Annotated in this window: 26 protein-coding genes and 1 pseudogene; all 27 read right to left on the bottom strand. The window is 58.3% G+C overall.

Annotated elements, in window-relative coordinates:
• Nucleotides 1–4: 4 nt before the first annotated feature.
• Nucleotides 5–1,210 carry a PAS domain-containing sensor histidine kinase gene (locus JUI81_RS23700; RefSeq protein ID WP_204125221.1) on the bottom strand — a complete coding sequence of 402 codons (1,206 nt, stop codon included), beginning with the start codon at nucleotides 1,208–1,210 and terminating at the stop codon, nucleotides 5–7.
• 127 nt (nucleotides 1,211–1,337) lie between these two features.
• Nucleotides 1,338–2,813 carry a sigma-54 dependent transcriptional regulator gene (locus JUI81_RS23695; protein WP_007938611.1) on the bottom strand — a complete coding sequence of 492 codons (1,476 nt, stop codon included), beginning with the start codon at nucleotides 2,811–2,813 and terminating at the stop codon, nucleotides 1,338–1,340.
• 172 nt (nucleotides 2,814–2,985) lie between these two features.
• Nucleotides 2,986–3,282, bottom strand: a complete 297-nt coding sequence (locus tag JUI81_RS23690; RefSeq protein WP_204125179.1) for a flagellar protein FliT — start codon at nucleotides 3,280–3,282, stop codon at nucleotides 2,986–2,988.
• A 10-nt stretch (nucleotides 3,283–3,292) separates the two neighbouring features.
• The gene (gene fliS, locus JUI81_RS23685; RefSeq protein WP_204125178.1) at nucleotides 3,293–3,688 is read right to left on the bottom strand and encodes a flagellar export chaperone FliS; all 396 of its coding nucleotides are present in this window, start codon (nucleotides 3,686–3,688) and stop codon (nucleotides 3,293–3,295) included.
• A gap of 126 nt (nucleotides 3,689–3,814) precedes the next feature.
• Nucleotides 3,815–5,254: a flagellar filament capping protein FliD gene (gene fliD, locus JUI81_RS23680; RefSeq protein ID WP_204125177.1), complete on the bottom strand. Its 1,440-nt coding sequence runs from the start codon at nucleotides 5,252–5,254 to the stop codon at nucleotides 3,815–3,817.
• 82 nt (nucleotides 5,255–5,336) lie between these two features.
• On the bottom strand, nucleotides 5,337–5,702 hold the full coding sequence (locus tag JUI81_RS23675) for a flagellar protein FlaG (protein ID WP_026286326.1): 366 nt from the start codon (nucleotides 5,700–5,702) through the stop codon (nucleotides 5,337–5,339).
• Nucleotides 5,703–5,775: 73 nt separating this feature from the next.
• A complete protein-coding gene (locus tag JUI81_RS23670) occupies nucleotides 5,776–6,624 on the bottom strand; it encodes a flagellin domain-containing protein (RefSeq protein ID WP_204125176.1) in 849 nt (282 codons plus the stop codon).
• Nucleotides 6,625–6,877: 253 nt separating this feature from the next.
• The gene (locus JUI81_RS23665; RefSeq protein ID WP_204125175.1) at nucleotides 6,878–7,144 is read right to left on the bottom strand and encodes a hypothetical protein; all 267 of its coding nucleotides are present in this window, start codon (nucleotides 7,142–7,144) and stop codon (nucleotides 6,878–6,880) included.
• Nucleotides 7,141–8,433: a motility associated factor glycosyltransferase family protein gene (locus JUI81_RS23660; protein WP_204125174.1), complete on the bottom strand. Its 1,293-nt coding sequence runs from the start codon at nucleotides 8,431–8,433 to the stop codon at nucleotides 7,141–7,143. Before JUI81_RS23660 ends, JUI81_RS23665 begins: the two co-directional genes overlap by 4 nt.
• A gap of 95 nt (nucleotides 8,434–8,528) precedes the next feature.
• Nucleotides 8,529–9,455, bottom strand: a complete 927-nt coding sequence (locus JUI81_RS23655) for a ketoacyl-ACP synthase III (protein WP_204125173.1) — start codon at nucleotides 9,453–9,455, stop codon at nucleotides 8,529–8,531.
• Between the two features lie 356 nt (nucleotides 9,456–9,811).
• Nucleotides 9,812–10,486 carry an HAD family hydrolase gene (locus JUI81_RS23650; RefSeq protein WP_204125172.1) on the bottom strand — a complete coding sequence of 225 codons (675 nt, stop codon included), beginning with the start codon at nucleotides 10,484–10,486 and terminating at the stop codon, nucleotides 9,812–9,814.
• The gene (locus tag JUI81_RS23645; protein WP_239077731.1) at nucleotides 10,470–11,414 is read right to left on the bottom strand and encodes an ATP-grasp domain-containing protein; all 945 of its coding nucleotides are present in this window, start codon (nucleotides 11,412–11,414) and stop codon (nucleotides 10,470–10,472) included. Before JUI81_RS23645 ends, JUI81_RS23650 begins: the two co-directional genes overlap by 17 nt.
• Nucleotides 11,415–11,464: 50 nt before the next feature.
• Nucleotides 11,465–12,055: a GNAT family N-acetyltransferase gene (locus tag JUI81_RS23640; RefSeq protein WP_204125170.1), complete on the bottom strand. Its 591-nt coding sequence runs from the start codon at nucleotides 12,053–12,055 to the stop codon at nucleotides 11,465–11,467.
• The gene (locus tag JUI81_RS23635) at nucleotides 12,052–12,804 is read right to left on the bottom strand and encodes a TylF/MycF/NovP-related O-methyltransferase (RefSeq protein ID WP_204125169.1); all 753 of its coding nucleotides are present in this window, start codon (nucleotides 12,802–12,804) and stop codon (nucleotides 12,052–12,054) included. The genes JUI81_RS23640 and JUI81_RS23635 overlap by 4 nt, the downstream gene beginning before the upstream one ends.
• An 11-nt stretch (nucleotides 12,805–12,815) precedes the next feature.
• Nucleotides 12,816–13,718 (bottom strand): bifunctional 2-polyprenyl-6-hydroxyphenol methylase/3-demethylubiquinol 3-O-methyltransferase UbiG, encoded by a 903-nt coding sequence (locus JUI81_RS23630; protein WP_239077730.1) that lies wholly within the window; start codon nucleotides 13,716–13,718, stop codon nucleotides 12,816–12,818.
• On the bottom strand, nucleotides 13,696–14,400 hold the full coding sequence (gene pseF / locus JUI81_RS23625) for a pseudaminic acid cytidylyltransferase (RefSeq protein ID WP_204125168.1): 705 nt from the start codon (nucleotides 14,398–14,400) through the stop codon (nucleotides 13,696–13,698). Before pseF ends, JUI81_RS23630 begins: the two co-directional genes overlap by 23 nt.
• Complete coding sequence (pseI, locus tag JUI81_RS23620) at nucleotides 14,397–15,479, bottom strand: pseudaminic acid synthase (protein WP_308442606.1); 1,083 nt, start codon at nucleotides 15,477–15,479, stop codon at nucleotides 14,397–14,399. The genes pseF and pseI overlap by 4 nt, the downstream gene beginning before the upstream one ends.
• Before the next feature lie 67 nt (nucleotides 15,480–15,546).
• Complete coding sequence (gene pseC, locus JUI81_RS23615; RefSeq protein ID WP_204125167.1) at nucleotides 15,547–16,710, bottom strand: UDP-4-amino-4,6-dideoxy-N-acetyl-beta-L-altrosamine transaminase; 1,164 nt, start codon at nucleotides 16,708–16,710, stop codon at nucleotides 15,547–15,549.
• Nucleotides 16,707–17,708, bottom strand: a complete 1,002-nt coding sequence (pseB, locus tag JUI81_RS23610) for a UDP-N-acetylglucosamine 4,6-dehydratase (inverting) (protein ID WP_019579558.1) — start codon at nucleotides 17,706–17,708, stop codon at nucleotides 16,707–16,709. Before pseB ends, pseC begins: the two co-directional genes overlap by 4 nt.
• Nucleotides 17,709–17,738: 30 nt before the next feature.
• Entirely contained in the window at nucleotides 17,739–20,672 is a 2,934-nt protein-coding gene (locus JUI81_RS23605; protein WP_204125166.1) for a TIGR00180 family glycosyltransferase, read from the bottom strand.
• Nucleotides 20,673–20,723: 51 nt separating this feature from the next.
• Entirely contained in the window at nucleotides 20,724–21,461 is a 738-nt protein-coding gene (locus JUI81_RS23600) for a cephalosporin hydroxylase family protein (RefSeq protein ID WP_204125165.1), read from the bottom strand.
• 15 nt (nucleotides 21,462–21,476) lie between these two features.
• Nucleotides 21,477–21,620 (bottom strand): annotated as a pseudogene (locus JUI81_RS23595) (methyltransferase); the annotation flags it as partial.
• Nucleotides 21,621–21,632: 12 nt separating this feature from the next.
• Nucleotides 21,633–22,490, bottom strand: coding sequence for an NAD(P)-dependent oxidoreductase (locus tag JUI81_RS23590; RefSeq protein WP_204125164.1), 858 nt, complete (start codon nucleotides 22,488–22,490; stop codon nucleotides 21,633–21,635).
• A complete protein-coding gene (locus tag JUI81_RS23585; RefSeq protein ID WP_204125163.1) occupies nucleotides 22,487–23,713 on the bottom strand; it encodes a class I SAM-dependent methyltransferase in 1,227 nt (408 codons plus the stop codon). The genes JUI81_RS23590 and JUI81_RS23585 overlap by 4 nt, the downstream gene beginning before the upstream one ends.
• The gene (locus JUI81_RS23580) at nucleotides 23,710–24,270 is read right to left on the bottom strand and encodes a dTDP-4-dehydrorhamnose 3,5-epimerase family protein (RefSeq protein WP_204125162.1); all 561 of its coding nucleotides are present in this window, start codon (nucleotides 24,268–24,270) and stop codon (nucleotides 23,710–23,712) included. Before JUI81_RS23580 ends, JUI81_RS23585 begins: the two co-directional genes overlap by 4 nt.
• Nucleotides 24,267–25,349 carry a CDP-glucose 4,6-dehydratase gene (gene rfbG / locus JUI81_RS23575; protein ID WP_204125161.1) on the bottom strand — a complete coding sequence of 361 codons (1,083 nt, stop codon included), beginning with the start codon at nucleotides 25,347–25,349 and terminating at the stop codon, nucleotides 24,267–24,269. Before rfbG ends, JUI81_RS23580 begins: the two co-directional genes overlap by 4 nt.
• Complete coding sequence (rfbF, locus tag JUI81_RS23570; protein ID WP_204125160.1) at nucleotides 25,331–26,104, bottom strand: glucose-1-phosphate cytidylyltransferase; 774 nt, start codon at nucleotides 26,102–26,104, stop codon at nucleotides 25,331–25,333. Before rfbF ends, rfbG begins: the two co-directional genes overlap by 19 nt.
• Nucleotides 26,105–26,118 lie beyond the last annotated feature (14 nt).

The following is a 26,118-nucleotide window of genomic DNA, read 5'->3' as shown; positions in this document are numbered from 1 at the left end:
TCCTTCACTTCACTCCCTGAGCGCTGGGCTGCTCACCCGCAAAAAGCGGCAGGATCACCTGCGCGCAAGTGCCGCGACCCGGCCGCGAACGCAACTGCAATTCTCCCTGATGAGCACGGGCCACTGCCTTGACCACGGTCAGGCCCAGACCGGTACCGGTGGTTTTGGTGGTGAAAAACGGCTCGCCCAAACGTGCCAACACCTTCGTGTCGATACCACTGCCGCTGTCGCTGACCGATACGCGCAGGTTGTTGTCGCGGGTATACAGGTGAACCTTCAAACGGACGTCGCCGGCACTGGCCTGAATGGCGTTTTCGATCAGATTGAGGATTGCCCCGACCAGCGTGTCGCGATTGCACAGCAACTCACCGGCATGACTGTCGCATTGCCAGCGCACCGGCAGATCCTGAACATGAGTCAGCGCGGCCGCTTGCAGCGACTGCATCAGCATTTTTGGGGTGACGCGATCGGTCAACGGCAGCTCACCGCGAGCGAACACCAGCATGTCGCGCACCTGATGTTCCAGCTCATGCAGTCGCTCTTTCAGGCGGCCGGCAAAACGCTGCTGCGTGGCGACCGGCAGTTCCTGCTCAGTCAAATGACTGGCATAGAGCAACGCGGCGGACAACGGCGTACGAATCTGATGGGCCAACGATGCGACCATGCGACCGAGCGACGACAAGCGCTCATGGCGGGCGAGTTGATCTTGCAGATGACGGGTTTCAGTCAGGTCGTTGAGCAACACCAACTGACCGGGTTCGGCATCCAGCGAGCGGGTAGCGATCGACAGGCGCCGACCGTCCTTGAGGGAGATTTCGTGACCGTCGTCTTCGCGCGGCGCAAAGCATCGCGCAATGACCTGGCGCCACAGCTCGCCTTCGAGCGGCAAGCCGAGCAACTCACACGCGGCGGGATTGGCTTCACGCACGATGCCTTGGGCGTCGATGACAATGACGCCGCCGGGCAATAGATCGAGGAGGTTTTGCAGCCGGTTGGCCAGACGCTCTTTTTCCGCCAGCTCCTGCATGCGCTGGGCGCTGACCACCGCCAGCTCACCCTTGAGCTCGGTGACCCGGGCTTCGAGCATGCTGTAGGAATCGGTCAATTGGCTCGACATCTGGTTGAACAGCGCAAACGCCTGCTCAAGGCCAAGCCGGCTTGCCTGCTCTACGGACGACGGTTGCCCCGAAACATCAGGGACAGGAGACATCTGGGCGGCTTGGGGCATTGTGCTCTCTCGCGTGGTGACCGTCAGTTAAACGGAACGTTGCGAGGGACGTAGCAATACCCGTGCCTAAAAAAAATTGCCTATAAATGAAGGGGTTGAAAAACAGGCGTCAATCATCCGCCTGTTCATCACCATCACGACGGCTCATGCCGTACTTGCGCATCTTCTCCACCAGGGTCGTGCGACGAATACGCAGCCGTTCGGCCGCCCGCGCCACAATGCCGTTGGCGTCATCCAGCGCCTGCTGAATCAACCCTTGCTCCAGACCGCCGAGGTAGTCTTTCAGGTCCAGGCCTTCCGGCGGCAGCAGCGCATTGGCGGTGAAGTCCGGGGTATGACCGTTGATGGCCACCCGCTCTTCGAGATCACTGCGCAGGCTGTCGACCATCTGCTCGTCTTCGTCATCGACGTAGCGGAATTTCTTCGGCAACTCGACCACGCCGATCACCCCGTACGGGTGCATGATCGCCATGCGCTCCACCAGGTTGGCCAGCTCGCGAACGTTGCCCGGCCAGCCGTGACGGCACAGCGACATGATCGCCGCCGAGTTGAAACGGATCGAACCGCGCTTCTCGTGCTCCATGCGCGAGATCAACTCGTTCATCAGCAACGGAATGTCTTCGACGCGCTCGCGCAGTGGCGCCATCTCGATCGGGAACACGTTCAGGCGATAGTAGAGGTCTTCGCGGAACGTGCCGATCTCGATCATGCTTTCGAGATTCTTGTGGGTTGCCGCGATGATCCGCACATCGACGCTTTGGGTCTTGTTGCTGCCCACGCGCTCGAACGTGCGCTCCTGCAAGACGCGCAACAGCTTGACCTGCATCGGCAACGGCATGTCGCCGATTTCGTCGAGGAACAGCGTACCGCCGTTGGCCAGCTCGAAACGCCCGGCACGGCTGGTGATCGCCCCGGTGAAGGCACCCTTCTCGTGACCGAACAATTCGCTTTCCAGCAACTCGGCCGGAATCGCCCCGCAGTTGACCGGAACGAACGGCGCTTCACGACGCTTGGAGTGGTAGTGCAGATTGCGCGCGACCACTTCCTTGCCAGTGCCGGACTCACCGAGGATCAGCACGCTGGCGTCGGTGTCGGCAACTTGCTGCATCATCTGACGGACGTGTTGAATCGCCCGGCTGGTGCCGACAAGGCTGCGGAAAAGATTCGGTTCACGGTGACGACCGCGCTCACGGGCCTGGTCATACATCTCGCGATAGACCTGGGCACGGTGCAGCGAATCGAGCAGCTTGCTGTAGCTGGGTGGCATTTCGAGCGTCGAAAGCACTCGGCGACGCTGGTCTTCCGGCAAGTCAATGGAAGAATTATCGCCCATTAACAAAACTGGAAGGAACTCATCCCAGGTTGAGAGTGTCTTTAACAGGCCCAAAAGTGCACCAGGAGCATTTACCGTCCCGATGAGGACACAGATTACTTCACGACTTGATGACAGAGAGCCGACCGCCTGCTGCCAGTCATGGCTGCCACAGGGTAAATTTTCTTCGCCGAGAAAATTCAAAATCACCGCCAAATCGCGGCGACGGACGCTATCGTCATCAATCAGCAGAATTTTGGTTTCACGCCACATGCAATAGCAACTTCCCTAGTCAACTCAATGCCCAAAATGAGGGGCAAGCTAGACGCTTGCAGACACGTTGTGCCTGTAGACGCCTGAAATCTGGAACCAGCCACTAGTTAAGTCAAAAAACCGTGCACAGTCAAATTTATGGCGCACTATGTTTGGATTAACTGAGGGTTAATTAACCAAACAGATGGTAAACCTTTGCCGCGTTCTGTGCTTGGTGGATCTGCGACATCTCGTCGACTATCGCCTGACGCTCCCCCGTCGCCGCCTCCAGAAGCTGCTTATACACCCCCAGCAACTCCTCAAGGTTGTCGCGCAACGCGGCCTCGTCCACCGAAGCTTCACTCAAGACGTCTTCCATGCAGGAACGGCAAGCCAGGTCCAACTCGCCAATGGCTTCCCAGTTGCGCTCGGCCAATGCCTCAACCAGGGCGTCCCGGGTTTGTTCGATTCGCTGCAATACAAGACTCATGGTGATCTCCTTAAAACCGGGGAGCAGGTGCGCCAATAGCATCCCAACCGTCTTTCACCGTGCGAAGCAAATCGGCAACTTCGTCGAGGATTTTTGGATCGGTCTTGATGTTGGCTTCCGCCAGACGTTTCATCATGTAAGCATAGAGACTGTCCAACTCACCGACGGACTCTGCCTGCTTCTCCAGGTCCAATCCCTCTCGCAAACCACCGATAATGCCGATGGCCTTGCCGATTAGAACACCCTTGTTGGCGACATCCTTGCGCTCCATGGCGCCTTTGGCCTGAGCAATGCGATCCAGACCGCCTTCCATAAGCATTTGCACCAGACGATGAGGGCTAGCCTCGGAAGTCTGGGCTTGCGCGCCAATCTTCTGGTATTGGCGAAGGGCTAACATTGGATTCATGTTGTACCTCATCAGAATTCTGTGGTTCGTCTAACCAGTGTATCGACGACGCGTCAAAAAACTTTAGATTCAAAAACAAAAAGCCCGGAGCGTGAAAACGCTGCCGGGCTTTTGGCACTCTAGGTGTTACGAGTTCTTTTGCTGCGCGGCCATGGCCTCGAACATCGACGTGATGTTACTGGCGGTAGCTTTCAATTTGCCGACCAGAGCATCCATGTCATTGTACTTTTTAGTCAGTACCGCGGTCAGGGTATCGATTCGGCGATCCAGGGCCGCCTGATCATTGCCCAACTTGGTCTTTGTCTTGTTCAGGCTTGTTGTGCGCTGATCCAAAACACCGCCGACATCGGAGAATGGCGCGATAGCCTTCTGCATACGCGCCAGCAGACCATTGTCACTGCCAGCATCGCCAGCAAACATCTTCTGGACTTCACCACCCAGCTTCTTGTCGTTCATCGCACTGGTGAACTTAGCGCTGTCGAAGTTGAGGGCACCGGTTTTCTGATCGGTGGTGATACCCAGCTGCGCCAGAACAGTCAGTTTGTCGCCCGCACCAGTTTCCGACAGCGGGCCGCGTATGGCCGACAGAATCGAACGGGGCAACGCGTCGCCGGTCAATGCAGCTGCAACGGTCGGATTGCCGTCATCGTCGAGCGAAGGCTTGGTCAATTTCGTGATGCCGTTGGCCAGAGCGTTGTAGGCATCGACGAACTTCTGGATCGAAGCCTTCAGACCATCGTTGTTGCCGGCCACGGAGACGGTCGAAGTGCCGGTTGCCACCAAGTTCAAGGTCAGCCCTGAAACGGACTTGTCTACCGTATTGCTCTTGCTGGTCAGGGCCATGCCATCGATAGAGAACTTTGCATCAATGGCTACAGCACCGATCGAACCGGCCGAGGTGGCAGTCATTGCCGGCCCGCCGCTGGCGCCAACAACATTGCTGCCGTCAATGGTCAATTCCGAAATGTCGCCGCCGACGGAAATGTCGGACCCCGCCCCCGTATTTGTCGAGCCAAGCACCAGACGCGACCCGAAGGAGTCGGTGACAATGTTGGCACTGATGCCCGCGCCCTTGAGCGAGGCATCGGCATTGATCGAATCGCGAACCGATTGCAGCGTCGCCCCGGCCTTGACGTCGAGGTTGTAGGTGCTGGCGCCCTGCGTGATGCTCAGCGTACCCGCAGTGATCGGGCTGGTCGTACCGCCGGCGAATGCCGCGCTGGTGACTTTCGAAGAGGTGGCCAGATTATCTACTTTCACGACGTAACTGCCGTTTACCGCCGAGTTGCTGGCAGTGGCGCCGACGATCTTCACATCGGAGGAAGTGGCTGCAAAACCCTGAAATTGCGGGGTAGTCGTGCTGGCCAGATCCTTCATGGTGTTTTTGAAGGCAGCCATCAACGACTTCAAGGTACCGATACCGGAAATGCTTGCGGTGTTGGTCGCAGTCCCACGGTCAATCTGACCTTGCTTGGCTGCTTTGTCAGCATTTACCAGAGCTTTGACGATAGCACCGGTATCAAGGCCGGAGCCTAAACCCGTACCTGGTAGAATTGGACTTGCCATGTGGAACTCCCTTCAGTGTGTCGCCGGCCTTTTGACCACTACAACGCCCAAAAGAACATAGCAACAAAATTCGTGCCAGTTGTCAGACTTTTGCGCTGAACAACAGGCTGCTTGCATCATTCAAACTGTTCGCCAGCTTAAGGACTTCTTCGTTGGGGATTTGACGAATCACCTCACCGGAGTCACTGGCAATCACTTTGACCACAACTTTGCCTGAAGGCTCGTCAATCGAGAACTCCAGGTTACGCTTGACCGATTGAACGAACTTTTCGATTTCCTGAACGGCCATCTTCAGTTTTTCCTGCTCGGTCTGGTCTTTTTTACCTTCTTCCTTGACGGCAACCACTGGCGCAGTTTCCGCTCGAGGCTTTTCCGCAGGCTTGTCGGCAACAGTCGTCGCCTGCTGGGCCGCAGGATAAGACAAGTTCAGCTTGACGCTCATATCCATGTCCATCACCTCTTAAAGTAAAAAGGCGAGAGAGCGCGGCGTGCGCACTCCCCCGCCAAAACTCACCCAGCTATTACTGAAGCAGCTTCAGTACAGCGGATGGCAGTTGGTTGGCCTGGGCCAGAATTGCGGTGGAAGCTTGTTGCAGAGTTTGTTGCTTGGTCAGCTGTGCAGTTTCAGCAGCGAAGTCGGTATCTTGTACACGACCCAGTGCAGCACTGGCGTTTTCGTTGATGTTCTGCAGGTTGGAGATGGTGCTGGTCAGACGGTTTTGTGAAGCACCGAGGTCGGCACGAGCGGCGTTGATGGTAGTCAGAGCCGCGTCGATCGCAATGATCGAAGCCTTGGTGCTGGCCTCTGCAGTGACGGTGTCGTTGCCAGTGATGGCAATAGTGGCTTTATCAACGGCCAGTGTTGTAGCCGTCGTGTCGACCAGAGTGACGGTGATCTGGTTGGTCGCACCAGTGTTGGAACCCACCTGGAAAGTCATGGTGCCACCGGTACCGTCGATCAGGTTCTTGCCGTTCAGGTTGGTCGACTGGGCGATACGGGTCATTTCGTCCGACATCGAAGCGAATTCTTTGTTCAGAGCGTCACGGTCAGCAGTACCGTTGGAATCGTTTCGTGCTTGAACAGCCAGTTCACGCATACGCTGCAGAATGTTGGTCTGCTCCTGCATCGCGCCTTCAGCGGTCTGAGCGATCGAGATACCGTCGTTGGCGTTTTTGATCGCCATGGTCTGACCACGGATCTGCGAAGTCATACGGGTAGCGATTTGCAGACCGGCGGCGTCGTCTTTGGCGCTGTTGATTTTCAGACCGGAAGACAGGCGAGTCATCGAAGTCGACAGAGAGTCGGAAGCGCGGTTCAGGTTTTTCTGAACGTTCAACGATGTAACGTTAGTGTTTACTGTTAAAGCCATGACGAATTCCTCGTTGGTTGGGTACTGCGGCTTCCGGCCCTGGCAACCGCCGGGTATGGCCTAGAGAACCTTCGTAATAGTTATCGTCGAGATTGCAACTTGCTTTAGGGGATTTTGAAAAAAATTTGCCATCACGTTGCCACCCCTCGTAAATCAAGGGGCTGGCAGTATTCAGGCAGCGAAAAAATGACGCCAGGGAAATGCCGGTGACGGACTGGCGAGAACTCGCCTGCACCGGCAGAAGAGAAATTGTTTAAATGGACAGACTGTCGCGCAGCAACCGGACCAGTTCGTATTCCAGGTAGTCCGCCAGCGCCAACCAATTCTGCGCCTCCTGGCACTCGAACATTTGGCCGAGCAATAGCACCCACTGCTGCTGAGTAACCTGCGGCATCAGATCGAAGGACACCTGCACTGCTGAGATCAATTCGATCATCACCAGCCCTGCTTCTACATCACGCCCCAAACGGAACAATGCCGCGCATTGCTCTAAGTCGACGAAGGAATCAAACCCACTCATGACGCCAACTCCGGATGAAAAGCCGTACCGGCGATCATCGCCCCTGCCCGGCTGCTGTTATAGAAACGCACCTGAGGATGCCCTGCGATAAATCGCTCCAGTTCACATAGATAGCTGCGGAAGTTCAGTTGGGTTTTGATACGTTGCCCACGGCCATCGAGCACCCAGTGTTTGGCCGCGCCCAGTTGGGGCCCCAAGTCGCCGTCGCTCCAGCCAGCATGGGTTTTGTCGTTAGGAAAGGCAAAGTCGGCACCGAACAGGGTGATCTGCGCCGCGCCCATCTTCACCGCCAGGTCCACCGCCGGATGAATCACGCTGCCGCCGACATACAGCTCGCCTTTGGGCCATTGCCGACGCAGCTGTTGATAGGTCGGGCTAGCGGAATAACCAGCGTACCGTGGCCCTTGCCAGGCAGCCATAACCTGAGGGTCGACCATGGGCATATACGCCAGAGTGATGTCGACTGTATCTTCGGATGGTAGATGCCGGGCCGAGATACGCTGGTCGATGCTGACCACCACATCGGGGCGGATTCCATGATTGAGCAGCGGTCGGTAGGCGGTATCGACGCAAATGAACAATGGCCGCTCGGCCTGACTGCGAATCGCGCGCAAGGTCTCGAAGTGCTGCTCCAGGCTCGGGCCCGTGGCAATGACGAACACCTCCTGTCCTTTGCGCGAACCGAACAACTCGGCCACATCGCGATCGGCTTGCACCAGCTCCAGACTCGCCTGCAAGCGCTCGACGATGTCCGGGGCCTCAGGGTCGAATTCACGGTTATTGAAAGTCAGGTGAGTTTCGCTGATCAAACGGTCACGGATCTTTGCATTGAAGTCATCGGCCAGCACCAGCTCGGATGGCAAGGCAAAGAACGGCAGCTGGATTTCCGTCAGATCGCCGGCATACAACAGCTCGACTCGCGGATCATTGAGCCACTGCTGCTGATCTAGCAGTTGCAACACCAGCGCAAACACCGCGCCATTGAGAATATGCACGTACAGCCGTTCAAGCCCGGAGCGCGCCAACAAGTCCATTTGCAGGTCACCAAGTCCGGTGCCGTAGACATGTACTACCGGACTGTCACCTGGCAGGCTGTCGGCCTGAAGCCTGGCCTCTCGGATGCGGTCGTGGCGACTGGTCAGCTGGATGCCGTTGATGCTCAACGTCGAGCCCAGGCCTTCGACCAGATCAGCCTGCAACAGGCTCGTGTCCTCAACCAGCAAGCGCGCCGACAGCAGCGGCCAGCGTCGCTGTATGACTTTGGCGTTGTGCTCAAAGAACTCGCTCATGAAGCCTCGCTTTGCATTCGGGCAAAAAAATAGCGCTCAAGGTTACACCTTGAACGCTTTTTTTTGCCTGGGTTTTACTGACTGAATCGGTTGGCTCAAGGGCGATAGATGATCGCCGACCCCCAGGACAGCCCTACCCCGAAACCACTCAGCGCAACGCGCTTCCACTTCGACTCCAGCACGTGTTTTTCCAGCAGCAATGGAATGCTCGACGACACGGTGTTACCGGTCTCGACCATGTCCTTGATGAACTTCTCGGGCTCGCCCTCGAAGCGTCGCGCCACGGCATCGACAATTGCCGCGCTGCCCTGGTGAATGCAGAAAGCATCGATATCGTCGGCCGTCAGGCCCGAATCAGCGAGCAACTCATGCAAATGCGCCGGCACTTTGAGCAGCGCGAAGTTGAACACCTGACGGCCGTTCATGAAGAACACCCCGTCGGTGACCTTCAGGTGCGGCGCGCCGGAACCGTCGGTGCCGAACTTGGCCTTGCCCAACTGCCACGGCGCGTCTTCGCCCATCCAGGTGGCGGTGGCGGCATCGCCGAACAGCATGGTGGTGTTGCGGTCTTCCGGGTCGACGATCTTCGAATACGGATCGGCGGTCACCAGCAGGCCATTCTTCAGGCCTGCGGCTTCCATGAAGCCCTTGATGGCGTAGATGCCGTAGACGTAACCGGAGCAGCCCAGGGAGATATCGAACGCGGCCACGGTCGTCGGCAGGCCCAATTTGTCCTGAACGATGGCGGCGGTGTGCGGCAAACCTTCTTCGTCGCCGTTCTGGGTCACGACGATCAGCACGTCGATGGCTTCGCGCTTCAATTCAGGGTTGTTGGCGAACAGCGCGTTGACTGCTTCGACACACAGGTCCGAGGTTTCTTGCCCGGCGTCTTTGCGCGGCAGGAAGGCCGAACCGATTTTGCCCAGGATGAACTCTTCATCCTTCTCGAATTTTGCACCTTGTGCGTAATTGTCCACGCCGGCTACAGGAACGTAGCTCGCAATGCTCTTTATGCCAATCATTACGGCTTCCCAATAATAAACAGCCCAATACCACCGCTCGCAAGGAATCGAGGGGCGCCGACAAACAACAATAACGTCGCCCTCAAGGGGGTGACAGCGGGAAGAGTAAAAGGCCATCACTGAGTCAAAAAACAGACCAGGCGCCCTCTCCCCTTTTTATACAATACAGTGAAGATGCGCGTAATGACTCGCAGGTCACGCTATTTTGCCGAATCAGGTCCACGAAGAGACATTCGACCAACGAACAATCCGGCGATGTTTCGCGCTCGATGGCCAGACGAGTGCGCCGGCCTGGACGGATCCAAGTGCCTGGGTGGGAAATGTCGATGAATGGTCCGCGAGGTTCTATCGCTGGATTACAACTGGAACCGCGAGGCAAGTATCTCAGGGAGCGCGTCAAGGTCAGGGATGGATACTTGCGCATCGTAGCCAGGCAGAGCGATGACGTTGCGATGCCCGCCTGTCTGTACCCGGACAGTCAATGCGCCAAGGAGATTGAGGTTCACGAAGTCCTTGGCGGGGTTATCGCCGACGTAAACCATGTCGGCCCAGCTACAGCCTTCTGCTTGACGAATAATCTCGAAACAGTGAATGGAAGGCTTCGCATGGTGGATACCAAAACGGTGAGTGATGAGGACTCGATGAAACACTGAAAACAGGCCAAGCGCATCGACTTTGTTCTTCTGCACGATCTTGTGCCCGTCGGTGACGAGATAGAGCGGCACTCGCCCATGCAGTTGTCCGAGCAGGACCCTGGCAGCGGGAAATAACTCGAGACTCGGGCGATGATGCCGATAAGTTTTCACGCACTCTGTCACTCGTGCTTTGGACAACTGCCCATACAACTCAAGCCATCGATCAAAAACTCGCCCTCGCCCCTCGCGCTCAAGCACTTCAAGCATAAACTGCAGCGAACGCTCAGCGTCCCATCCGAAGGCGTCCTCGCCGTGACGGGCAACGGCGCCGAGCCCGCTTGTGACGAAGCTGCTCTCATCATAGAGCGTATCGTCCAGGTCAAAGATCAGGATCATGCAGCACCAGATCAGCGGGGAGACGAACCTGTCTCACCTCACCTGCAATACGGTTGAAAACAGGTGCCGGCCCCTGCCCGAAGGCCTCAATGAGGCTCCAATAAAGAACGTCCAGCCCTGCAGCTATGGCTATTGTGGAGGCACCGCCAAAACGGGGATTGCATTCAATGATCTGCATGGAATCGTTGATCACGATCGCTTGCATCACCACTGGGCCATGCAGGTCCAGCGTCTCCAGGGCGCGAACGGCTTCACGTTCAAGCGCTTCACTACGCAAAGTGGTCGTAATCTGCGACTCACCAGCGATCACACGGTCGCGCCTGCGCAGCAGCACTCCCACAACCGCGCCATTGCGATCAATCCAGCCGTCGATGCTGATCTCCGGCCCCGGCACGAATGGCTGGTAGATCGGTGTATCCAACATCGTTGCGTGATGGCGGGCGGCATCGAGCGACAAATCAAGCCCGATCGCCCGGGAACCGGCGCCGTAACGCTCTTTCACCACATAAGGTCCGACACCGACGGCCTCGGGTGTCGCCGCTGCATTGATTACCGGGAGCCCGATCTTTCTGCCGAAGTCAGCGAAAGCCAGCTTATCAAGGCAGCGTTCGATGGCCTTGGGGTTCGAGACGACGACTGAAATTCCCGCTTCAGAGAACGCTGCGCTGTGGCGCGCCCAAAAGAGCAACTCTCCATCGCGAGTTGGAAGAACCACCGCTATCTCGCGTTCATGACACCCTTTGATGAGCGCAGGCAGTTCAGCGTCCGTGATACGCGGCATTTGCCAGAACCCGTCAGCAATATAGCGAGTTGGCGCCTCAGGATCGACATCGCCAGCGATGACGCGTGCATCGGGATGTATCCGCCTGGCAGCCTCCTGCATGGCGCGCACCAGCGGCGCTTTACGCGAAGCGGAGGTGACGAGCACATTGTGAGCCCCTCCCTCCCGACGGCCTTTTAGGTGAGTCTGACTGTCGTTCAATGAGCATTTTTCCATTCGCAGGCCAGCGCGCCGTGGGTAAACGAGTCCATAGGTTTGCCGCCAATCAGCACGTGTTCACGCAAGCGTCCCTCGCAACGAAAACCCGAAGCCTCGAGGGTCGCGATGTGGCGAGTACGGTGTGCGAACGTTTCGGTGCAGAGGCGTCGCAGCCCGAGATCCTCAAAAGCCAGTTGCTTCATCAAGTCCAGGAAACGTGAAAAAAACGCTATGAGTTCTTCTGATTTTTTTTCGAGATCCGGGGTAAGCAAAAATGAAACCTCGGCCCTTCGGTTTGGCCAGGAAATGTGGACCAATCCACCATACCCGATCAATACACCGGCGCTTTCTATCGCCAGCAAAATCTGCGAGGGCTCCGAGCTCGCGATCTGCGACCAGACATGCTCAGCAAAATAACGCTCCTGCTCTTCGGGTGATATCAGAGCAGTTTGACGCAGGACATCCATCTGGGCGTTTCGCCATTGCCGTATTGCGTGGATGTCGGTCGGCTGCACAGCTCGAATATCAAGCACCCCGTCCGACAGGTACGGATTCGGCATCACCAGGTATCGAACGGCGACCGCACTCATTCGACCACCAGATATGAGATGAGCGGGTTGGATGGATCGCGCCGAATTGCGTAACGAGACAAACCTAGAACCTCACGCACTGCGATAGTTTCGCCCGGAAATTCCGGTGTATTGAGTTCATCGAAAGCCAGAATGCTGCCCTTGGTCAGATACGGCAAGATCGCCTCGAGACAGTCGCGGGTCGGCTTGTATATGTCGAAGTCAAAATAGGCCAGCGCCACGACGGTTTCGGGATGTTCTTTCAGATACCCAGGAAGTGTCAGCGTGGCATCTCCCTGGACCAACTCGTGCTTTTTTTTGTGTGGAATGGGTGCGTTTTGCGTATGGAAGTCGAGGATTTCCTCGAGCTCCTCCTTCCAGTTCTCAACCACTGCGTAGTCACCCGGCTGTACGCGTCCCCCATCTTGAGGGGTAACCGAAGGAAAACCATCAAAGGTATCGAAGCCGATGATCTTGCGGTTGTAGTTGAATGGCTCGTGTATCCCCCTTAACGTGGAGAACAACGCCATGTTCTGCCCCCAACGCACGCCGAACTCCATGATGACCCCGTGAACGGGTACGATCATCTGATAGATCTTCTGCATGAAGTTGATCCGCGACAACGTCTGTCGCGTGAGATACAGGCCGATGTTGTCCAATAACTCACGGTCGGGTATCCGTGAGGCGCGAAGCCGGTCGACCAGAATTTGTTTGCGGTCAGTCTCGGACTGCGTCGAGCCGACGAGTGTTCGTATAGTTTTGTCTGTCATTTATTGACTCCTCAGGGTTTCGGTCTAAAGAACGCAGTCAGATTGCGACCAAACCCCACATCAGCAAGTGCGGCGTAGAAGCGGTTAGACGCTTCGATGCCTGCCTGCCCGATCAGCCGTTCGAACGTTAATCGGGCCCGGTGGGCTGCTGGCCCTTGGGAACGATCAGCGACATAGTTCGATCCCTCATGAGAGAGAAAAAGGTCGATAGGAAAATCACCCTGAATAGCAAGGCAATCCCATTGCGTTGCCTCAGCCGTTCGACGCAGGCTGTCCGCGGTGAAGTACGACAGGTGATCGGGCATGGCGATCCAGAATCGGTCACGTATCGCCCCCGTTGCGTACAGTTCCTCGTGATAGGCGGTGCCATCGTTCGGAACAGTGATCACCAGAAGCCCGTTTGGTGCCACTAAACAGCGTAGTGATTGCAGCAGGCTGACAGGATCCAAGACATGCTCCAGCACGTTACCCAGCCAGACCAGATCGTATTGTTTGTTAGATGCGATACGGGTCTCGAGCAGTTCGAAGACATCACCCTGCTCCACATGGTCAGCGTAGGCGGGGTTAATCTGTTGCACGCCTGCGCGACTGTAGTCGATACCTTGAACCTGCCACCCGATCTGCTCGAAGAACTTGAGAACGAAGCCTTCACCGCAGCCAACATCAAGGAGACTACCGGGCTGATCATCCCCTAAGAGCATTTGAGCCTGACCGGCCCTCTGCGCGATTCGAAGCTCTATGACTTCGAGCTCTTCGACAGAGTAGGATTTTCGATAACTATCACTGGCCTCTTTCTGGAAGTAAGTCTGAGCATAATATTCATGCAGAGCCTCTGGCGTGGGGCGATCCACAACCTCTAGAAAACCCAGTTCATGCCGGCGTAGACGGGGATCATTCATAAAAAAACCCTTCATGTTTCAGCTCGGCAAGCGCCCAGTCTTCCTCGGTATCAATGTCCTGCACCTGCATTGTGGGCAAAACGATCGAACCGGTGTTTGGCCCCATCAGTACGTGGTCGCGCACAAACGCCTCGGTGCGGAACCAGTACCACTGACCGGCATCGTGATAGGCGACTGGAAGGTCTTGTGACCTGGCGTTGAGGTTTTCAGGGAAGTTCATGACGATGCGACCATCGTCCCCACGTTGAAGCGATCGCCAGACCGGATAAGAAAACGCAGCGACGGGCATGATCACGTTGAACCGGCTTCCAAGGAGCTGTACGCGTCCATCCGTGAGGTCCCGGGGCCGCACGAAAGGTGCGGTCGGATAGAGGCAGCAGGCAAGATCAAAATGCACGCCAGCCTCGCGGTACTGACCTAACACTTCAAGGAGAACTTGCGAAGTCGTCGCATGATCATCCGCCGTGGCTGCCGATCGCAGGAATGGCACCTCGGCGCCCAAGGCGCGCGCAATTTCTGCAATCTCTGTGTCATCGGTGCTGACCATGACGGTGTCGAAGGCACCGGATTCGAGTGCCGCTTCGATAGACCAGGCAATCATGGGGCGACCACGGAAGGAGCGGATGTTTTTGCGAGGGATTCTCTTACTGCCACCTCGAGCAGTAATGATGGCGACTGCGGTAGGCGCATTTGTCATATATCAATCCCTCCTTCGATCATCGAGGTGTCCAGTGGCTCGCCAAAGGCAAGCTCGCGCAAAGCCCTGCGCCCAAGCACGGCATCAAGAAATTTGGGTTTGAGTCCGTTACCGGGACGGATAGAGCGCACGTTCGCCTCCGTCAACACCTCGCCCTCGGCGACAGGCGCTACGACGTAAAGTGAGCGGCGATTTTTCAGAACAATCTCTTCCGACCGTGTGGGCTCGAATGCCGGAACGCCGACCGCCACATGCGCAATGCGCGCCGCCGCCACGAGTTCGGCAAGTTCTTCGGGCTCCAGCGAGAAGGCGCTATCGACCCCACCGTCTGCGCGAGCAAGGGTGAAATGCTTTTCAATGAAGGACGCCCCCAACCCCACAGCAATCGCGGACACCACCGTGCCGAGCGTATGGTCGGAGAGCCCGACCACTACATCGAAACGCTGAGCGATCTCGGCGATAGTCGCCAGATTTGCCTCCTCTGGTGGAGCCGGATAAGCGGCTGTGCAGTGAAGTACAACAATCTCTGTTGCTCCCGCCCCACGCGCAGCCTCTATCGCTTCACTGATTTCCTCGAGTGTCGCCATGCCAGTGGACATCACGATGGGCTTGCCCGTGCGAGCCACTTTGCGAATGAGGGGCAGGTCGATCAATTCAGGCGATGCAATCTTGTAAGCAGGTGCGCCAAGAGACTCGAGAAAATCCACGGCCGTGGCGTCAAAGGGCGATGAAAACACGGTAATCCCGATCTTGCGCCCATGTTCAAAGATCGCTTCGTGCCACTCCCAGGGCGTGTGTGCTTCTTCATAGAGCTCATAGAGGCGACGACCATTCCAGAGGCCCCCGTCCACCATGAATTCCGCCCCGCAGTGATCGATCGTGATGGTGTCGGCGCGGTAAGTCTGGATCTTGACCGCATCAGCGCCAGCCAGCTTGGCAGCTTCAATAATGCGAAAAGCACGGTTGATGTCACCGTTGTGGTTCCCGGACATCTCGGCAACGATGTAAGGAGGCTCGGCCGGACCGATGCGACGTCCTGCTATGTTCAGAACCGGTTGCCGAACGTTCTGCAGTTTCACAAAGTCACCCCAGTTGTATTGGTTATCAAAAGAGTCATCAGGATTCGTTTGCTGCCACCGCGGGTCATTACGCCTCAAGGACCAGCCGTCGCAATTGCTCGACCACATAGTCCTGTTGTTCATCGCTCAGCAGAGGAAACAGCGGCAGGCTGATGGCCTCGGCGTAATAACGTTCAGCCTGGGGGAAATCACCCTCGGCAAAACCCAGGTCGCGATAGTACGGCTGCAAGTGCAGCGGAATATAGTGCAGATTCACCCCGACACCGGCTGCTCGCAAGCCTTCGAACACCTGTCGATGACTGAGGCTGATCCGCTCCGTCTGCAAGCGCACCACGTACAGATGCCACGCCGATTCGGCTTCAGGCTGCGTGCTGGGCAAGGTCAGCGGCAAGTACGCCAGCAACCGGTCGTAACGCGCCGCCAGTTCACGGCGGCGTTCGATAAAGCCATCGAGCTTGTTCAGCTGTGACAGACCGAGGGCCGCTTGCAGGTCGGTGATCCGGTAATTGAAGCCCAGTTCCACTTGCTGGTAGTACCACGGGCCGTGGCTGGGTTCGGTCATCTGCCCGGGGTCACGGGTCATGCCGTGGCTGCGCAGACGCTGCAAGCGCTCGGCCAGTTCCGGGCGATTGGTCAGCACCATGCCGCCTTCGGCGCTGGTAATGATCTTCACCGGGTGGAAACTGAACACGGTCATTGCCGCGAATTCGCCGCATCCCACCGGGCGCCCGGCATAGGACGCGCCGACCGCGTGGGAAGCATCCTCGATCACCGTGAAACCGTAACGCTCGGCCAGTTCGGCGATCATGCGCATATCGCAGCTCTGCCCGGAGAACGCCACCGCCACCAACACTTTCGGCAGCTTGCCGTCGCGCTCGGCGATTTCAAGCTTCGACGCCAAGGTGTAGGCGTCGAGGTTCCAGGTCAGCGGGTCAATGTCGACGAAATCGACGTCGGCGCCACAGTAGCGGCCGCAGTTGGCCGAGGCCAGAAAAGTGTTCGGCGTGGTCCACAACCGATCGCCCGGCCCCAGGCCCGCCGCGAGGCAGGCAATGTGCAACGCCGCAGTGGCATTGCACACCGCCACCGCGAAATCGGCCTGGCAACGCTCGGCCATGGCTTGTTCGAAACGCTCGATGGTCGGCCCTTGGGTCAGCCAGTCGGACTGCAACACGGCGACCACCGCATCGATGTCCGCCTGATCGAGGCTTTGCCGACCGTAGGGAATCATGCCGACAACTCCGCGTGCAGGTCGGCGATCTGGCCGACCGACAAGAAATGCGGGTTGGTGTCGGAGCGGTACTCGAAGTCTTCGCCCACCGGCCGCCCCTGCTCGCCCAGTTTGTCCACGGCAAAATCCACGTCGACGCTGGTGAAACGGATCGACGGCTGAATGGTGTAGTGATCGTCGAACTCCAGGGTCATGCGCGCGTCGTCCAGCGGCACCATCAGTTCATGGAGTTTTTCCCCTGGACGAATGCCGACGTGTTTATGCGGCAGATGTTCAGCCATGCCCTGCGCCAGATCGACGATGCGAATCGACGGGATCTTCGGCACAAACACTTCACCGCCGTGCATGCGGGCGAAGCTGTCGAGCACAAACTTCACGCCGTGATCGAGGGTGATCCAGAACCGCGTCATGCGCTCATCGGTGATCGGCAGCTCTTTGGCGCCCTCGGCAATCAGTTTGCTGAAGAACGGCACCACCGACCCCCGCGAGCCGGCGACGTTGCCATAGCGCACCACGGCAAACCGGGTTTGTTGCTCGCCGGCAATGTTGTTGGCAGCCACGAACAATTTGTCCGACAGCAACTTGGTCGCGCCGTACAAATTGATCGGGCTGGCAGCTTTGTCGGTGGACAGCGCGACAACTTTTTTCACACCGTTGTCGATGGCCGCGGCGATGATGTTTTCCGCACCGTTGACGTTGGTGCGGATGCATTCGGTGGGGTTGTATTCCGCCGCCGGCACTTGCTTCAGCGCCGCGGCGTGCACCACGTAATCGATACCGCGCATGGCCTGACGCAAACGGTCGGCGTCACGCACATCACCGATGAAGTAACGCATGCACGGTGCATTGAACGTCTGCTGCATCTCGTACTGTTTGAGCTCATCGCGGGAAAACACCACCACCCGCTTGGGCTGGTATTGCTCCAGCAAGCGGCGGATGAAGTTGCGTCCGAACGAACCGGTGCCGCCAGAGATGAAAATCGATTTACCGTTGAACATGCCTTGAGTCCTTTTACCTGTCAGCCAGGCTTATGCGAGCAACTGCGCCCAGTTCACGCTGGTCGGTTCGCTGAGAGTAAAGCCCTTGCCGGTCAAGGCCAGGTTCTGGTTGTAGGCTGAGTCCTGTTCGAAGCGGGCGGGCCACTTGTCACGCAGGGCCGCACGGGCCTGTGGTGCATCAGGCAATACGCCCGGGTGCAGCAGCTGCGCTTGTGGCGTCCAGACAGTCAGGTAACCGGCATCGGCGACTTTCAGGCACAGGTCGATATCAGCGAAGGCTTCGTCGAAATGCTCTTCGTCCAGCCCACCGATCGCCTCATACAGATCCTTGCGAATCATCAGGCACGCACCGGCCACCGCCGAATAGTTCTGCTCCACTTGATGGCCATTCAGGTAGCCCTTGGCGTCTTTACGCTCGCCGATAAACACCGAGCCGATATCGCCATTCAAACCCAGGACCAACCCGGCCTGGGTGGTGACACCACGCATGTCCATCAGTTTGGCTCCAACGATACCGACTTCCGGACGCTGGGCCTGGTTGACCAGACTTTCGAGCCAGTTGGCGTTGACCACTTCGCAGTCGACCGACAACAGCACCAGGTAATCACCCTTGGCTTCGGCGCACGCGAAGTTGTTCAGTGCCGATGTCGTCAAGCGCTGACCGCTGCGCAGGATGCGGATACGATCACCCTTGCCTTCAAGGCTGCTCAACCAGGTTGCCAACTCTTCGGACTGGCTGTGATTGTCGGCGATCAGCACTTCGTGGCGCTGGTAGCGGGTGCGTTGCAGTACGCTGACCAAGGCTCGTTGCAAAGATTCAAGGTTGTCCTGGCTCTGGAGGATGATCGACACCAGCGGTCGCCCGGCGTGTTGATAGTCGATCTGGTAAGTCAGCGGCAGTGCCGAACTGACTTGAGCACGATAGCCACGCGCCGCCAGAGAGCGAGTCAACACCTGACGTTCCTGAGCATTTTCCTGCTCCACCGGGGCATCGCAAATCAGCAAGGGTTCGGCCAGATGCGCCAGCCCTGCCAGACCACCGTCCTCAATCAGACGCAGTAACAGATCGAACTCCAGAGCCTTGGGGTACTCCGTCGAGAAACCTTTGGCCTGAACCAACACATCACGCTGAATCAACCAGTGCCGCGCCATCAGCGACGGTACGGATTGCAGCAGGTCGAGGTTGACCCCGGGGCGGAACACATCCGCCAGGGCGCCGTTGGCCTGACGCTGAATTTCGTCCATCGCCACCGCACGCACCCCCTCGGCGCCGGTCAGCTCAAGGCTGGCGCGCAGCAACCCGCTGGCGGTGAACTGGTCACCGGCCTCGGCCAGCAGCAGCCAGTCGGCGGTGGACTGAGCGACGATCTGGTTGATGCGCTCGACGTAATTGGTCGTGGTGACTTTGACGAAGTGCACCGTGTCACGCACGGTGGTGGTCGCCGGTAAATCACCGGTGGTAAACACCACCACATTGAACGCCTTGCAGTGGCCACCGACCAGACTGTCGAACGTCGCCTGCAACTTGACCATGTCGGCGTCCAGATCCAGCAGAAGAATACCGAACTGCGGGCCACCGCTGTGTTTGGCCAAATGCGCGGTAATCGATTTGAGTTGCGCGGCATCCGGATTGCGCACATCGAGCCAGCTCAGCAACCGCCCGGACGGCATGTTCTCGAACAGCCGGCGATCTTGCTGACCCGGTACAGCGTCCAGTCGCTCGGCCCAGGCTTGTAGTTTGATGCCCTCTTGCGGCTCTTCGCTGTCCTTTAACGACTCTGCCAGGCGCTTGACCACGGCCCGGTTGAACACGTTCAGACTCAAGGCCTTCCACAATCGGCTACGCACTGTGCGATCAGTGTCGTTGGGATGAATTCGCATCAGTTCATGCTGCTTGAGCAAGATGCCTTCCAGTTCCTGAAGTTGCAGGCGACCAGCGGGCATCGCGTGCAGCAGGAATTCGAATTCGGTCAGCAGGTCGAACATCGGTTTGTTGTAGAACGGCATTTCGACGAACTGCTCGGGGCCGAACGAGCGAACCGGCTCGCACCCCGCCTCGATCCAGGCCGAACGGAAGATCGGGGTGAATATGAGCGAGCGACCTTCCAGCAGGCAATCGGCCATGGCTGTAAAACTGTCCAGAGCAATCTGTTTGACCCGGGCCGGGTCGCTATCGCTGAACTGTGTCGGGATCGAGGCCAGAAATTGCGCAAACTGCTCGCGGTCTGCGACGGTTTTCGCATCCTTGTACGTCAGCACGGTCAACACATTGGTGCCATGATCGGAGCTGCCATAATTCGCCTCACGCACAGCGAAGGGAATCGGCAGGATCCGCGCCTTGGCACACGCCAGCAGGTAGAACGTGTGGCCGATTTCCTGCCACTCGAAACTGGTACCGGCAGGCAACAGGCTGTACCACTGTTGCAGCAGGTCAGTGCGAGTCACCGCATAGAACGGCGGCAGGAACTGCCCCATAAACTCCATGACCCGATCTTCAGGCTGCTGCGAGTTGTAATCCTCTTGCACCCTTTGGTCGCGGCGGTAGTAGTTCACTTCGGTGGCACGGGCCAGGTACATCATCCCGTAGCCATGACACAGGCCATAGTCAGGGTTGGCTTCAAGAAACTCCAGCGACTCGGTCAGGGCGCCATGCAACAGGAAGTCGTCATCGGCAGCAAACACCATGTACGGCGTGATGACCTGACTGACGCCGTAGGTGAGTTTTTCCTGCAGCCCCTGATAGGTGTATTGCGGCAAGTGGCGATAGTCGACTGATGGGAAGTCCCGGGCCATGTGCTCATCGCCCTCGACAGACGAGTCCAGAACCAGAACCGTGCAGGGATAACTACTGTAGTACTGCAAGGTGCGCCGCAGAAACGCGTTCCGGTTGTGGGAAATCACCACCACCGTAAACCGCTCGCTCAGCGGCGCAACGTTGTTTTGAGCACTGTTTTGAACCTGCATCTTTCTATCCCCACAACCGGCTAATCGCCAAGAACCTGAAACCACTTTTGATTAACGAACGCGACGCAGATAACCATCCGGCGCTACGGTGATCAGCAGCTTGTTTTGCAGTTGCCGATCAATTTCGAAGTCCTTGTTTTCTTCCAGGTACTTCCACACAGCGGTCTTCGGGTTATCGCCCCGGCCCCACGGACGATCCGGAAAGAAATCGGCTGGCATGTCCTCAACCACGGTGTCCATGACCACGCAGTAGCTGTCTACCGATACCAGTGGCGCGTACAGACGCAGCTCTTGGAGTACGTGATCGTGGGTATGGTTGGAATCGAGCACCAGAATGACTTTCTTGCCTTCGGCCGCGGCACGTACCTGCGCAGCAATCGCCGGATCGATGCTCGAACCTTCGATCATCGAAATGCGCTTGATCATTGGGTGGCTTTCGATGGCTGCGCGGTTGTGCGCACGAATGTCGAGGTCGATGCCCAGCACTTCACCGTGGCCTTGCAGCTCCAGCAGCGATGCGTAGTAAATGATCGAGCCGCCGTGGGCGATACCGCATTCGATCACCAGGTCCGGTTTGACCTGCCAGATGATTTCCTGCATTGCCATCATGTCTTGGGGCAGCTGGATGATCGGACGGCCCATCCACGAGAAGTGGTAGCTGTATTTGTGTTTGGCCGATTCATTGAAGAAATCCCGGGCCAGAGCGGTGAGTTTCTGGTCATCGCCCTGACGGGCGATTTCTGCCTGGCACTCGACCTGGAAGGCTTTATTGATGGTGTTGTCGGTCATTTCAGATCTCAATAGTCACTGGAACGAAGCGTTGTCGACGGTGTGATAGACGTAGCGTCCACCGGTCATCCGCTTGATTTCTTCGAAGTAGTTGGAATTCATCACAAACACGTTGGCGCCTTCAGGCAAGGCATCCATGGCCTCTTGCGGCGAGGACACCCCGGATACAACTCATGCCTCATACTCTGCTCCCAGTAGCTGTTGCAAGCGGTCCGCCACGCCCCAGAACGCCATCGGTTCATGGGTCGGGTATGGGTAATGGCCCAGGTTCAAACGGATCGACGCGCCACGCTCACACAACCGCTGCTCGACCAGCGCCCTGACCGATACCGGCTGGCCGCTGGAACAATTGATCACGCCATCGAATTCGCGCTGTTGCAGGATCGCGGCGAGGTAATCGGCGGCCGTGTCGACCGCCAGGTAATCGCGCAACTGCTCGCCGGCCGACATGTTGAAGCTGTCGTCCCCAGCCTCGATTGCCCGGTCCAGTGCCGCCAGTAAACTGTTGGGGTTTTGCCCGGCACCGTGCAGGTAGAACAGCCGCGCCCATTGCAGGGTGAAGGGCTGTTGGCGCTGCAGGTTTTCGAGGAACAGACGCAAGCTGTTCTTGGCCAGCCCGTAGGGGTTACTCGGCCGCGCCTCGGTCTGCTCGCTGAGCGGCCCGCTCTGCAGGCCGTATTCGAAACAGGTGCCGGTAACCAGCACCTGCGACACGCCCGCCTCGACCGCGCCCTTGATGAACCGGTAATCGGCCATCAGGTTATGCTCGAAGTGAAACAGCGCCTGATAATTCGGCAACCCCGGCCAGGCGAGATGCGCCAAGGCATCGACGCCATCGGTCAGCGCGGCGAAGTCCAGGTCGGCGGCATGAACATCCGCGGCCACGAACTCCACGGCGTTGATCCACGGCAGTTGCGCAGCAGTCTCGGCGTTACGCGCCACGGCCCGCACCTCGCAGCCACGGGCGAGCAAAGCCGCGACCAGATGTCGGCCGACGAACCCGGTAGCACCGGTCACCAGCACCTTCACAGTACGGTCAACTCAGGCACGGCGATCACGAAACGGCCGTCCCACTGACGTACCTGCGCCAGTTGCTGACTGACTTCGTGCAACAGGTTCCATGGCAACACCAGGATGTAATCCGGTTTTTCCAGATCGATCTGCGTCGGCGAAACGATCGGAATGCGACTGCCCGGCAAGTACTTGCCCTGCTTGTGCGGGTTGGCATCGGCCACCCAGGCCAACAGGTCCGGTTTGACCCCGGCGTAGGTGAGCAAGGTGTTGCCCTTGGCTGCCGCGCCATAACCGACCACGCGCTTGCCGTCGGCCTTGGCCTGCAACAGGAAACGCAGCAATTGGTGCTTGATGCCCTCGGCCGCTGGCGCCAGGGTCGCGTAGTACTCGGGGGTTTTCACTCCCGCCGCCAGCTCGGCCTGCAACTGCTGTTGAACGGCTGACTGCACCTCACGGCGAATACCGTCGGCCCGCTGGACGAACACCCGCAATGAACCGCCATGGGTCGACAACTGGCTGACGTCGAACACTTCCAGGCCATTGCGCTCGCACAAGGTCTGCACGGCGGTCAGGGACAGGTAGGAATAGTGCTCGTGATACAGCGTGTCGAATTGCTGCCCGGCCATCAGCGTCAGCAGCTGCGGAAACTCGAACGTTGCCACACCGGTCGGTTTGAGCAAGGTGGCAAAACCACCGAGGAAATCATTGATGTCCGGGACGTGGGCCAACACGTTGTTGGCGGCCATCAGGTCGGCGGCCCAGCCTTCGCTGTTCAGCTGCGCGGCGGTGTCGCGACCGAAAAACAGTTCGCGAATCTCCAGGCCTTTTTCCCGCGCCGCTTGCGCGGTGCTACGGGTCGGTTCAACGCCCAGACAAGGGATGCCGCGCCCGGCCACGTACTGCAACAGGTAACCGTCGTTGGCGGCGATTTCCACCACGCGGCTGTCGGCAGTCAGGCCAAAGCGCTCGACCATCTCGGCGACATAGCGCTCGGCATGGGCCAGCCAGGTGCTGGAGAACGAACTGAAATACGCATACTCGGCGTCGAACAGGCTGTCGGCGCTGGTGTAATCCTCGGTCTGCACCAGCCAGCACTGCTGACACACCGCAACCTTCAATGGCACCCATTGCTCGGCTTGTTCCAGGCGATCGGCGTGCACATAGGCATTGGATGGCGGCGAGGTGCCGAGATCGATCAGCGGCAAGGCCAGAGGAGTACCGCAACCACGGCAGTTCATAGACGCACTCCAGCGAAGTGTTCATCGAGCAAGGGATGGCTGGAATCCCTGACCGACAGATTATTGACAGGCAACGGCCAGGCAATCGCCAGCCGTGGATCATTCACCGACAACCCACCCTCGTGCGCAGGCGTGTAATCGGCGCTGTGCAGGTAGAGCAATTCGGCGTCATCGGTCAGCGTCTGGAAGCCGTGGGCGAACCCGGCCGGGATCAGCAAGCTGCGACCGTCACCGGCCTTCAGGTGCTCGGCGTGCCAGTGCAGAAAGGTTTCGGAGTCGGGGCGCAAGTCCACCGCCACATCCCAGACCTCGCCGCGCAGGCAGGTAATCAACTTGGCTTCCGGCGCATTGGAATTTTGATAATGCAGACCGCGCACACTGCCCCGCTCACGGGTGCAGGAGTGGTTGATCTGGCGGATATGAAACGGCTGGCCGAAAGCGCTCAGGCTGCCTTCGCAAAACAGCCGGGCGAAATGTCCGCGATCATCTTCGAAGAGTTTGTGCTGCACGCTGAACAGTCCGGCCAGCGGCAAGGTCTTCAACAAAAACTCGCTCACAGCGCGCCTCGATACAGGTTCAACTGACGCAGGGTGATTTCACGCATGTCATCGCCGTTCTGCCACGCCAGGTGCCAATCGAGGGTCTGGGTCAGGCACTGCTGCAACGACCAGCGCGGTTTCCAGGCCAACAGTTGACGGGCGCGACTGCTGTCCAGACGCAGCAGGCCGGCTTCGTGCAAATCACTCGGTTCGATGCGCAATCCGCGCGCTTGCGGCCAGCGGTTGGCGAGCAACTCGACCACTTCACCGACGCTGCACATGTCCGCTTCGCTCGGGCCGAAGTTCCACGCGCCGGCAAACTGCGGGCCTTGTTCGTAGAGACCGGCGGCCAATTGCAGATAACCGGCCAGCGGCTCCAGGGCGTGCTGCCATGGGCGCACGGCCTGCGGGTAGCGCAGGGTCACCGGTTGGTCGGCCGACCAGGCCTTGAGTACATCGGGAATCAGGCGCTCCGGCGCAAAGTCACCACCGCCCAGCACGTTGCCGGCACGCGCGGTAGCCAGTGCCAAGCCATGTTCGGCGTACTTGTCGGCCGGGAAAAACGATGCGGCGTAAGACTGTGCCAACAATTCGCAGCAAGCCTTGCTGCTGCTGTAAGGATCGTGACCACCCAGGGCTTCGTCTTCGCGGTACGGCCACAGCCATTCTTTGTTGGCGTAAACCTTGTCGGTAGTCACCAGCACACAGGCGCGCACACCACCGACCTGACGGATCGCTTCAAGCAGGTTGAGGGTGCCCATGACGTTGCTGGAATAGGTGCCGAGCGGATCGCGATAGCCTTCGCGCACCAGCGGTTGGGCCGCCAGGTGCAGGACGATTTCCGGCTGCACGTCGGCGATCAGTTCCAGCAAGGCGCCGAGGTCACGCAGGTCGCCGCGCTGATCGTTGATGCCCTCGTGCACCCGAGCCAGTTCGAACAGGCTCGGCTCGGTGGACGGATCAAGGGCAAAGCCACTGACCTCGGCACCGAGGCTTTGCAGCCACAACGTCAACCAGCTGCCCTTGAAACCGGTGTGGCCGGTCAGCAGCACCCGCTTGCCACGCCAGAACTCCGGACTCAGGCCCATTGCTTCCATGGGGCCTCCCCGCTCTGCCACAGTGCTTCGAGGTGGTTCTTGTCGCGCTGGGTGTCCATCGGGTGCCAGAAGCCTTCGTGTTCGAAAGCCTTCAACTGTTCGTCCTGGGCCAGACGAGCCAATGGCTCGGCTTCCCAGGTGGTCTCATCACCGCCGATGTACGACAGCACTTTCGGCGACAGCACAAAGAACCCGCCATTGATCCAGCCGCCGTCGCCACGGGGCTTCTCGGTGAAACCGAGCACTTGATCGCCGTGACGCTCCAGGGCGCCGTAGCGGCCTGGCGGTTGTACGGCGGTGACGGTCGCCAGACGACCGTGGGCGCTGTGGTAGTCCACCAGTTGACGGATATTGATATCGGAGACGCCGTCGCCGTAGGTGAAGCAGAACGCCTCTTCATCCTTGAGGTAACGACCGGCGCGCAGCAAGCGGCCACCGGTCATGGTTTCCTCGCCGGTGTCGATGAGGGTGACGCTCCACGGCTCGCTGTAGTTCTGGTGCACGTCCATGCGGTTGTTGCGCATGTCGAAGGTGACGTCGGAGGTGTGCAGGAAGTAGTTGGCGAAGAAGTCCTTGATCGCATAGCCCTTGTAGCCGAGGCAGATCACGAAGTCATGAATCCCGTGGGCGGAGTACTGTTTCATGATGTGCCAAAGAATTGGCTTGCCACCGATCTCGATCATCGGCTTGGGCTTGAGGTGCGACTCTTCGCTGATGCGCGTACCGAGACCACCTGCCAGAATTACTGCCTTCATCGCTGTCCTCTTGC

Origin of the sequence: Pseudomonas sp. 008, assembly GCF_016861935.1 — a bacterium.
Classification (GTDB): domain Bacteria; phylum Pseudomonadota; class Gammaproteobacteria; order Pseudomonadales; family Pseudomonadaceae; genus Aquipseudomonas.
The sequence above is the reverse complement of the archived record's forward strand: the minus strand, read 5'-3'. Positions and strand labels throughout refer to the sequence as shown.

Excerpts from the sequence above, each read along its gene's own strand:
- JUI81_RS23650 (WP_204125172.1), bottom strand. The coding sequence starts at position 10,486 with ATGATCCTGATCTTTGACCTGGACGATACGCTCTATGATGAGAGCAGC.
- JUI81_RS23665 (WP_204125175.1), bottom strand. The coding sequence starts at position 7,144 with ATGAGTGGGTTTGATTCCTTCGTCGACTTAGAGCAATGCGCGGCATTG.
- JUI81_RS23635 (WP_204125169.1), bottom strand. The coding sequence starts at position 12,804 with ATGACAGACAAAACTATACGAACACTCGTCGGCTCGACGCAGTCCGAG.
- pseF (WP_204125168.1), bottom strand. The coding sequence starts at position 14,400 with ATGACAAATGCGCCTACCGCAGTCGCCATCATTACTGCTCGAGGTGGC.
- pseB (WP_019579558.1), bottom strand. The coding sequence starts at position 17,708 with ATGTTCAACGGTAAATCGATTTTCATCTCTGGCGGCACCGGTTCGTTC.
- JUI81_RS23605 (WP_204125166.1), bottom strand. The coding sequence starts at position 20,672 with ATGCAGGTTCAAAACAGTGCTCAAAACAACGTTGCGCCGCTGAGCGAG.
- JUI81_RS23640 (WP_204125170.1), bottom strand. The coding sequence starts at position 12,055 with ATGAGTGCGGTCGCCGTTCGATACCTGGTGATGCCGAATCCGTACCTG.
- JUI81_RS23655 (WP_204125173.1), bottom strand. The coding sequence starts at position 9,455 with ATGATTGGCATAAAGAGCATTGCGAGCTACGTTCCTGTAGCCGGCGTG.
- pseC (WP_204125167.1), bottom strand. The coding sequence starts at position 16,710 with ATGATTCCCTACGGTCGGCAAAGCCTCGATCAGGCGGACATCGATGCG.
- JUI81_RS23660 (WP_204125174.1), bottom strand. The coding sequence starts at position 8,433 with ATGAGCGAGTTCTTTGAGCACAACGCCAAAGTCATACAGCGACGCTGG.
- rfbF (WP_204125160.1), bottom strand. The coding sequence starts at position 26,104 with ATGAAGGCAGTAATTCTGGCAGGTGGTCTCGGTACGCGCATCAGCGAA.
- JUI81_RS23695 (WP_007938611.1), bottom strand. The coding sequence starts at position 2,813 with ATGTGGCGTGAAACCAAAATTCTGCTGATTGATGACGATAGCGTCCGT.
- JUI81_RS23700 (WP_204125221.1), bottom strand. The coding sequence starts at position 1,210 with ATGTCTCCTGTCCCTGATGTTTCGGGGCAACCGTCGTCCGTAGAGCAG.
- JUI81_RS23675 (WP_026286326.1), bottom strand. The coding sequence starts at position 5,702 with ATGGATATGAGCGTCAAGCTGAACTTGTCTTATCCTGCGGCCCAGCAG.
- JUI81_RS23600 (WP_204125165.1), bottom strand. The coding sequence starts at position 21,461 with ATGACCGACAACACCATCAATAAAGCCTTCCAGGTCGAGTGCCAGGCA.
- fliD (WP_204125177.1), bottom strand. The coding sequence starts at position 5,254 with ATGGCAAGTCCAATTCTACCAGGTACGGGTTTAGGCTCCGGCCTTGAT.
- JUI81_RS23630 (WP_239077730.1), bottom strand. The coding sequence starts at position 13,718 with ATGAAGGGTTTTTTTATGAATGATCCCCGTCTACGCCGGCATGAACTG.
- rfbG (WP_204125161.1), bottom strand. The coding sequence starts at position 25,349 with ATGGAAGCAATGGGCCTGAGTCCGGAGTTCTGGCGTGGCAAGCGGGTG.
- fliS (WP_204125178.1), bottom strand. The coding sequence starts at position 3,688 with ATGAATCCAATGTTAGCCCTTCGCCAATACCAGAAGATTGGCGCGCAA.
- JUI81_RS23690 (WP_204125179.1), bottom strand. The coding sequence starts at position 3,282 with ATGAGTCTTGTATTGCAGCGAATCGAACAAACCCGGGACGCCCTGGTT.
- JUI81_RS23585 (WP_204125163.1), bottom strand. The coding sequence starts at position 23,713 with ATGAACTGCCGTGGTTGCGGTACTCCTCTGGCCTTGCCGCTGATCGAT.
- JUI81_RS23670 (WP_204125176.1), bottom strand. The coding sequence starts at position 6,624 with ATGGCTTTAACAGTAAACACTAACGTTACATCGTTGAACGTTCAGAAA.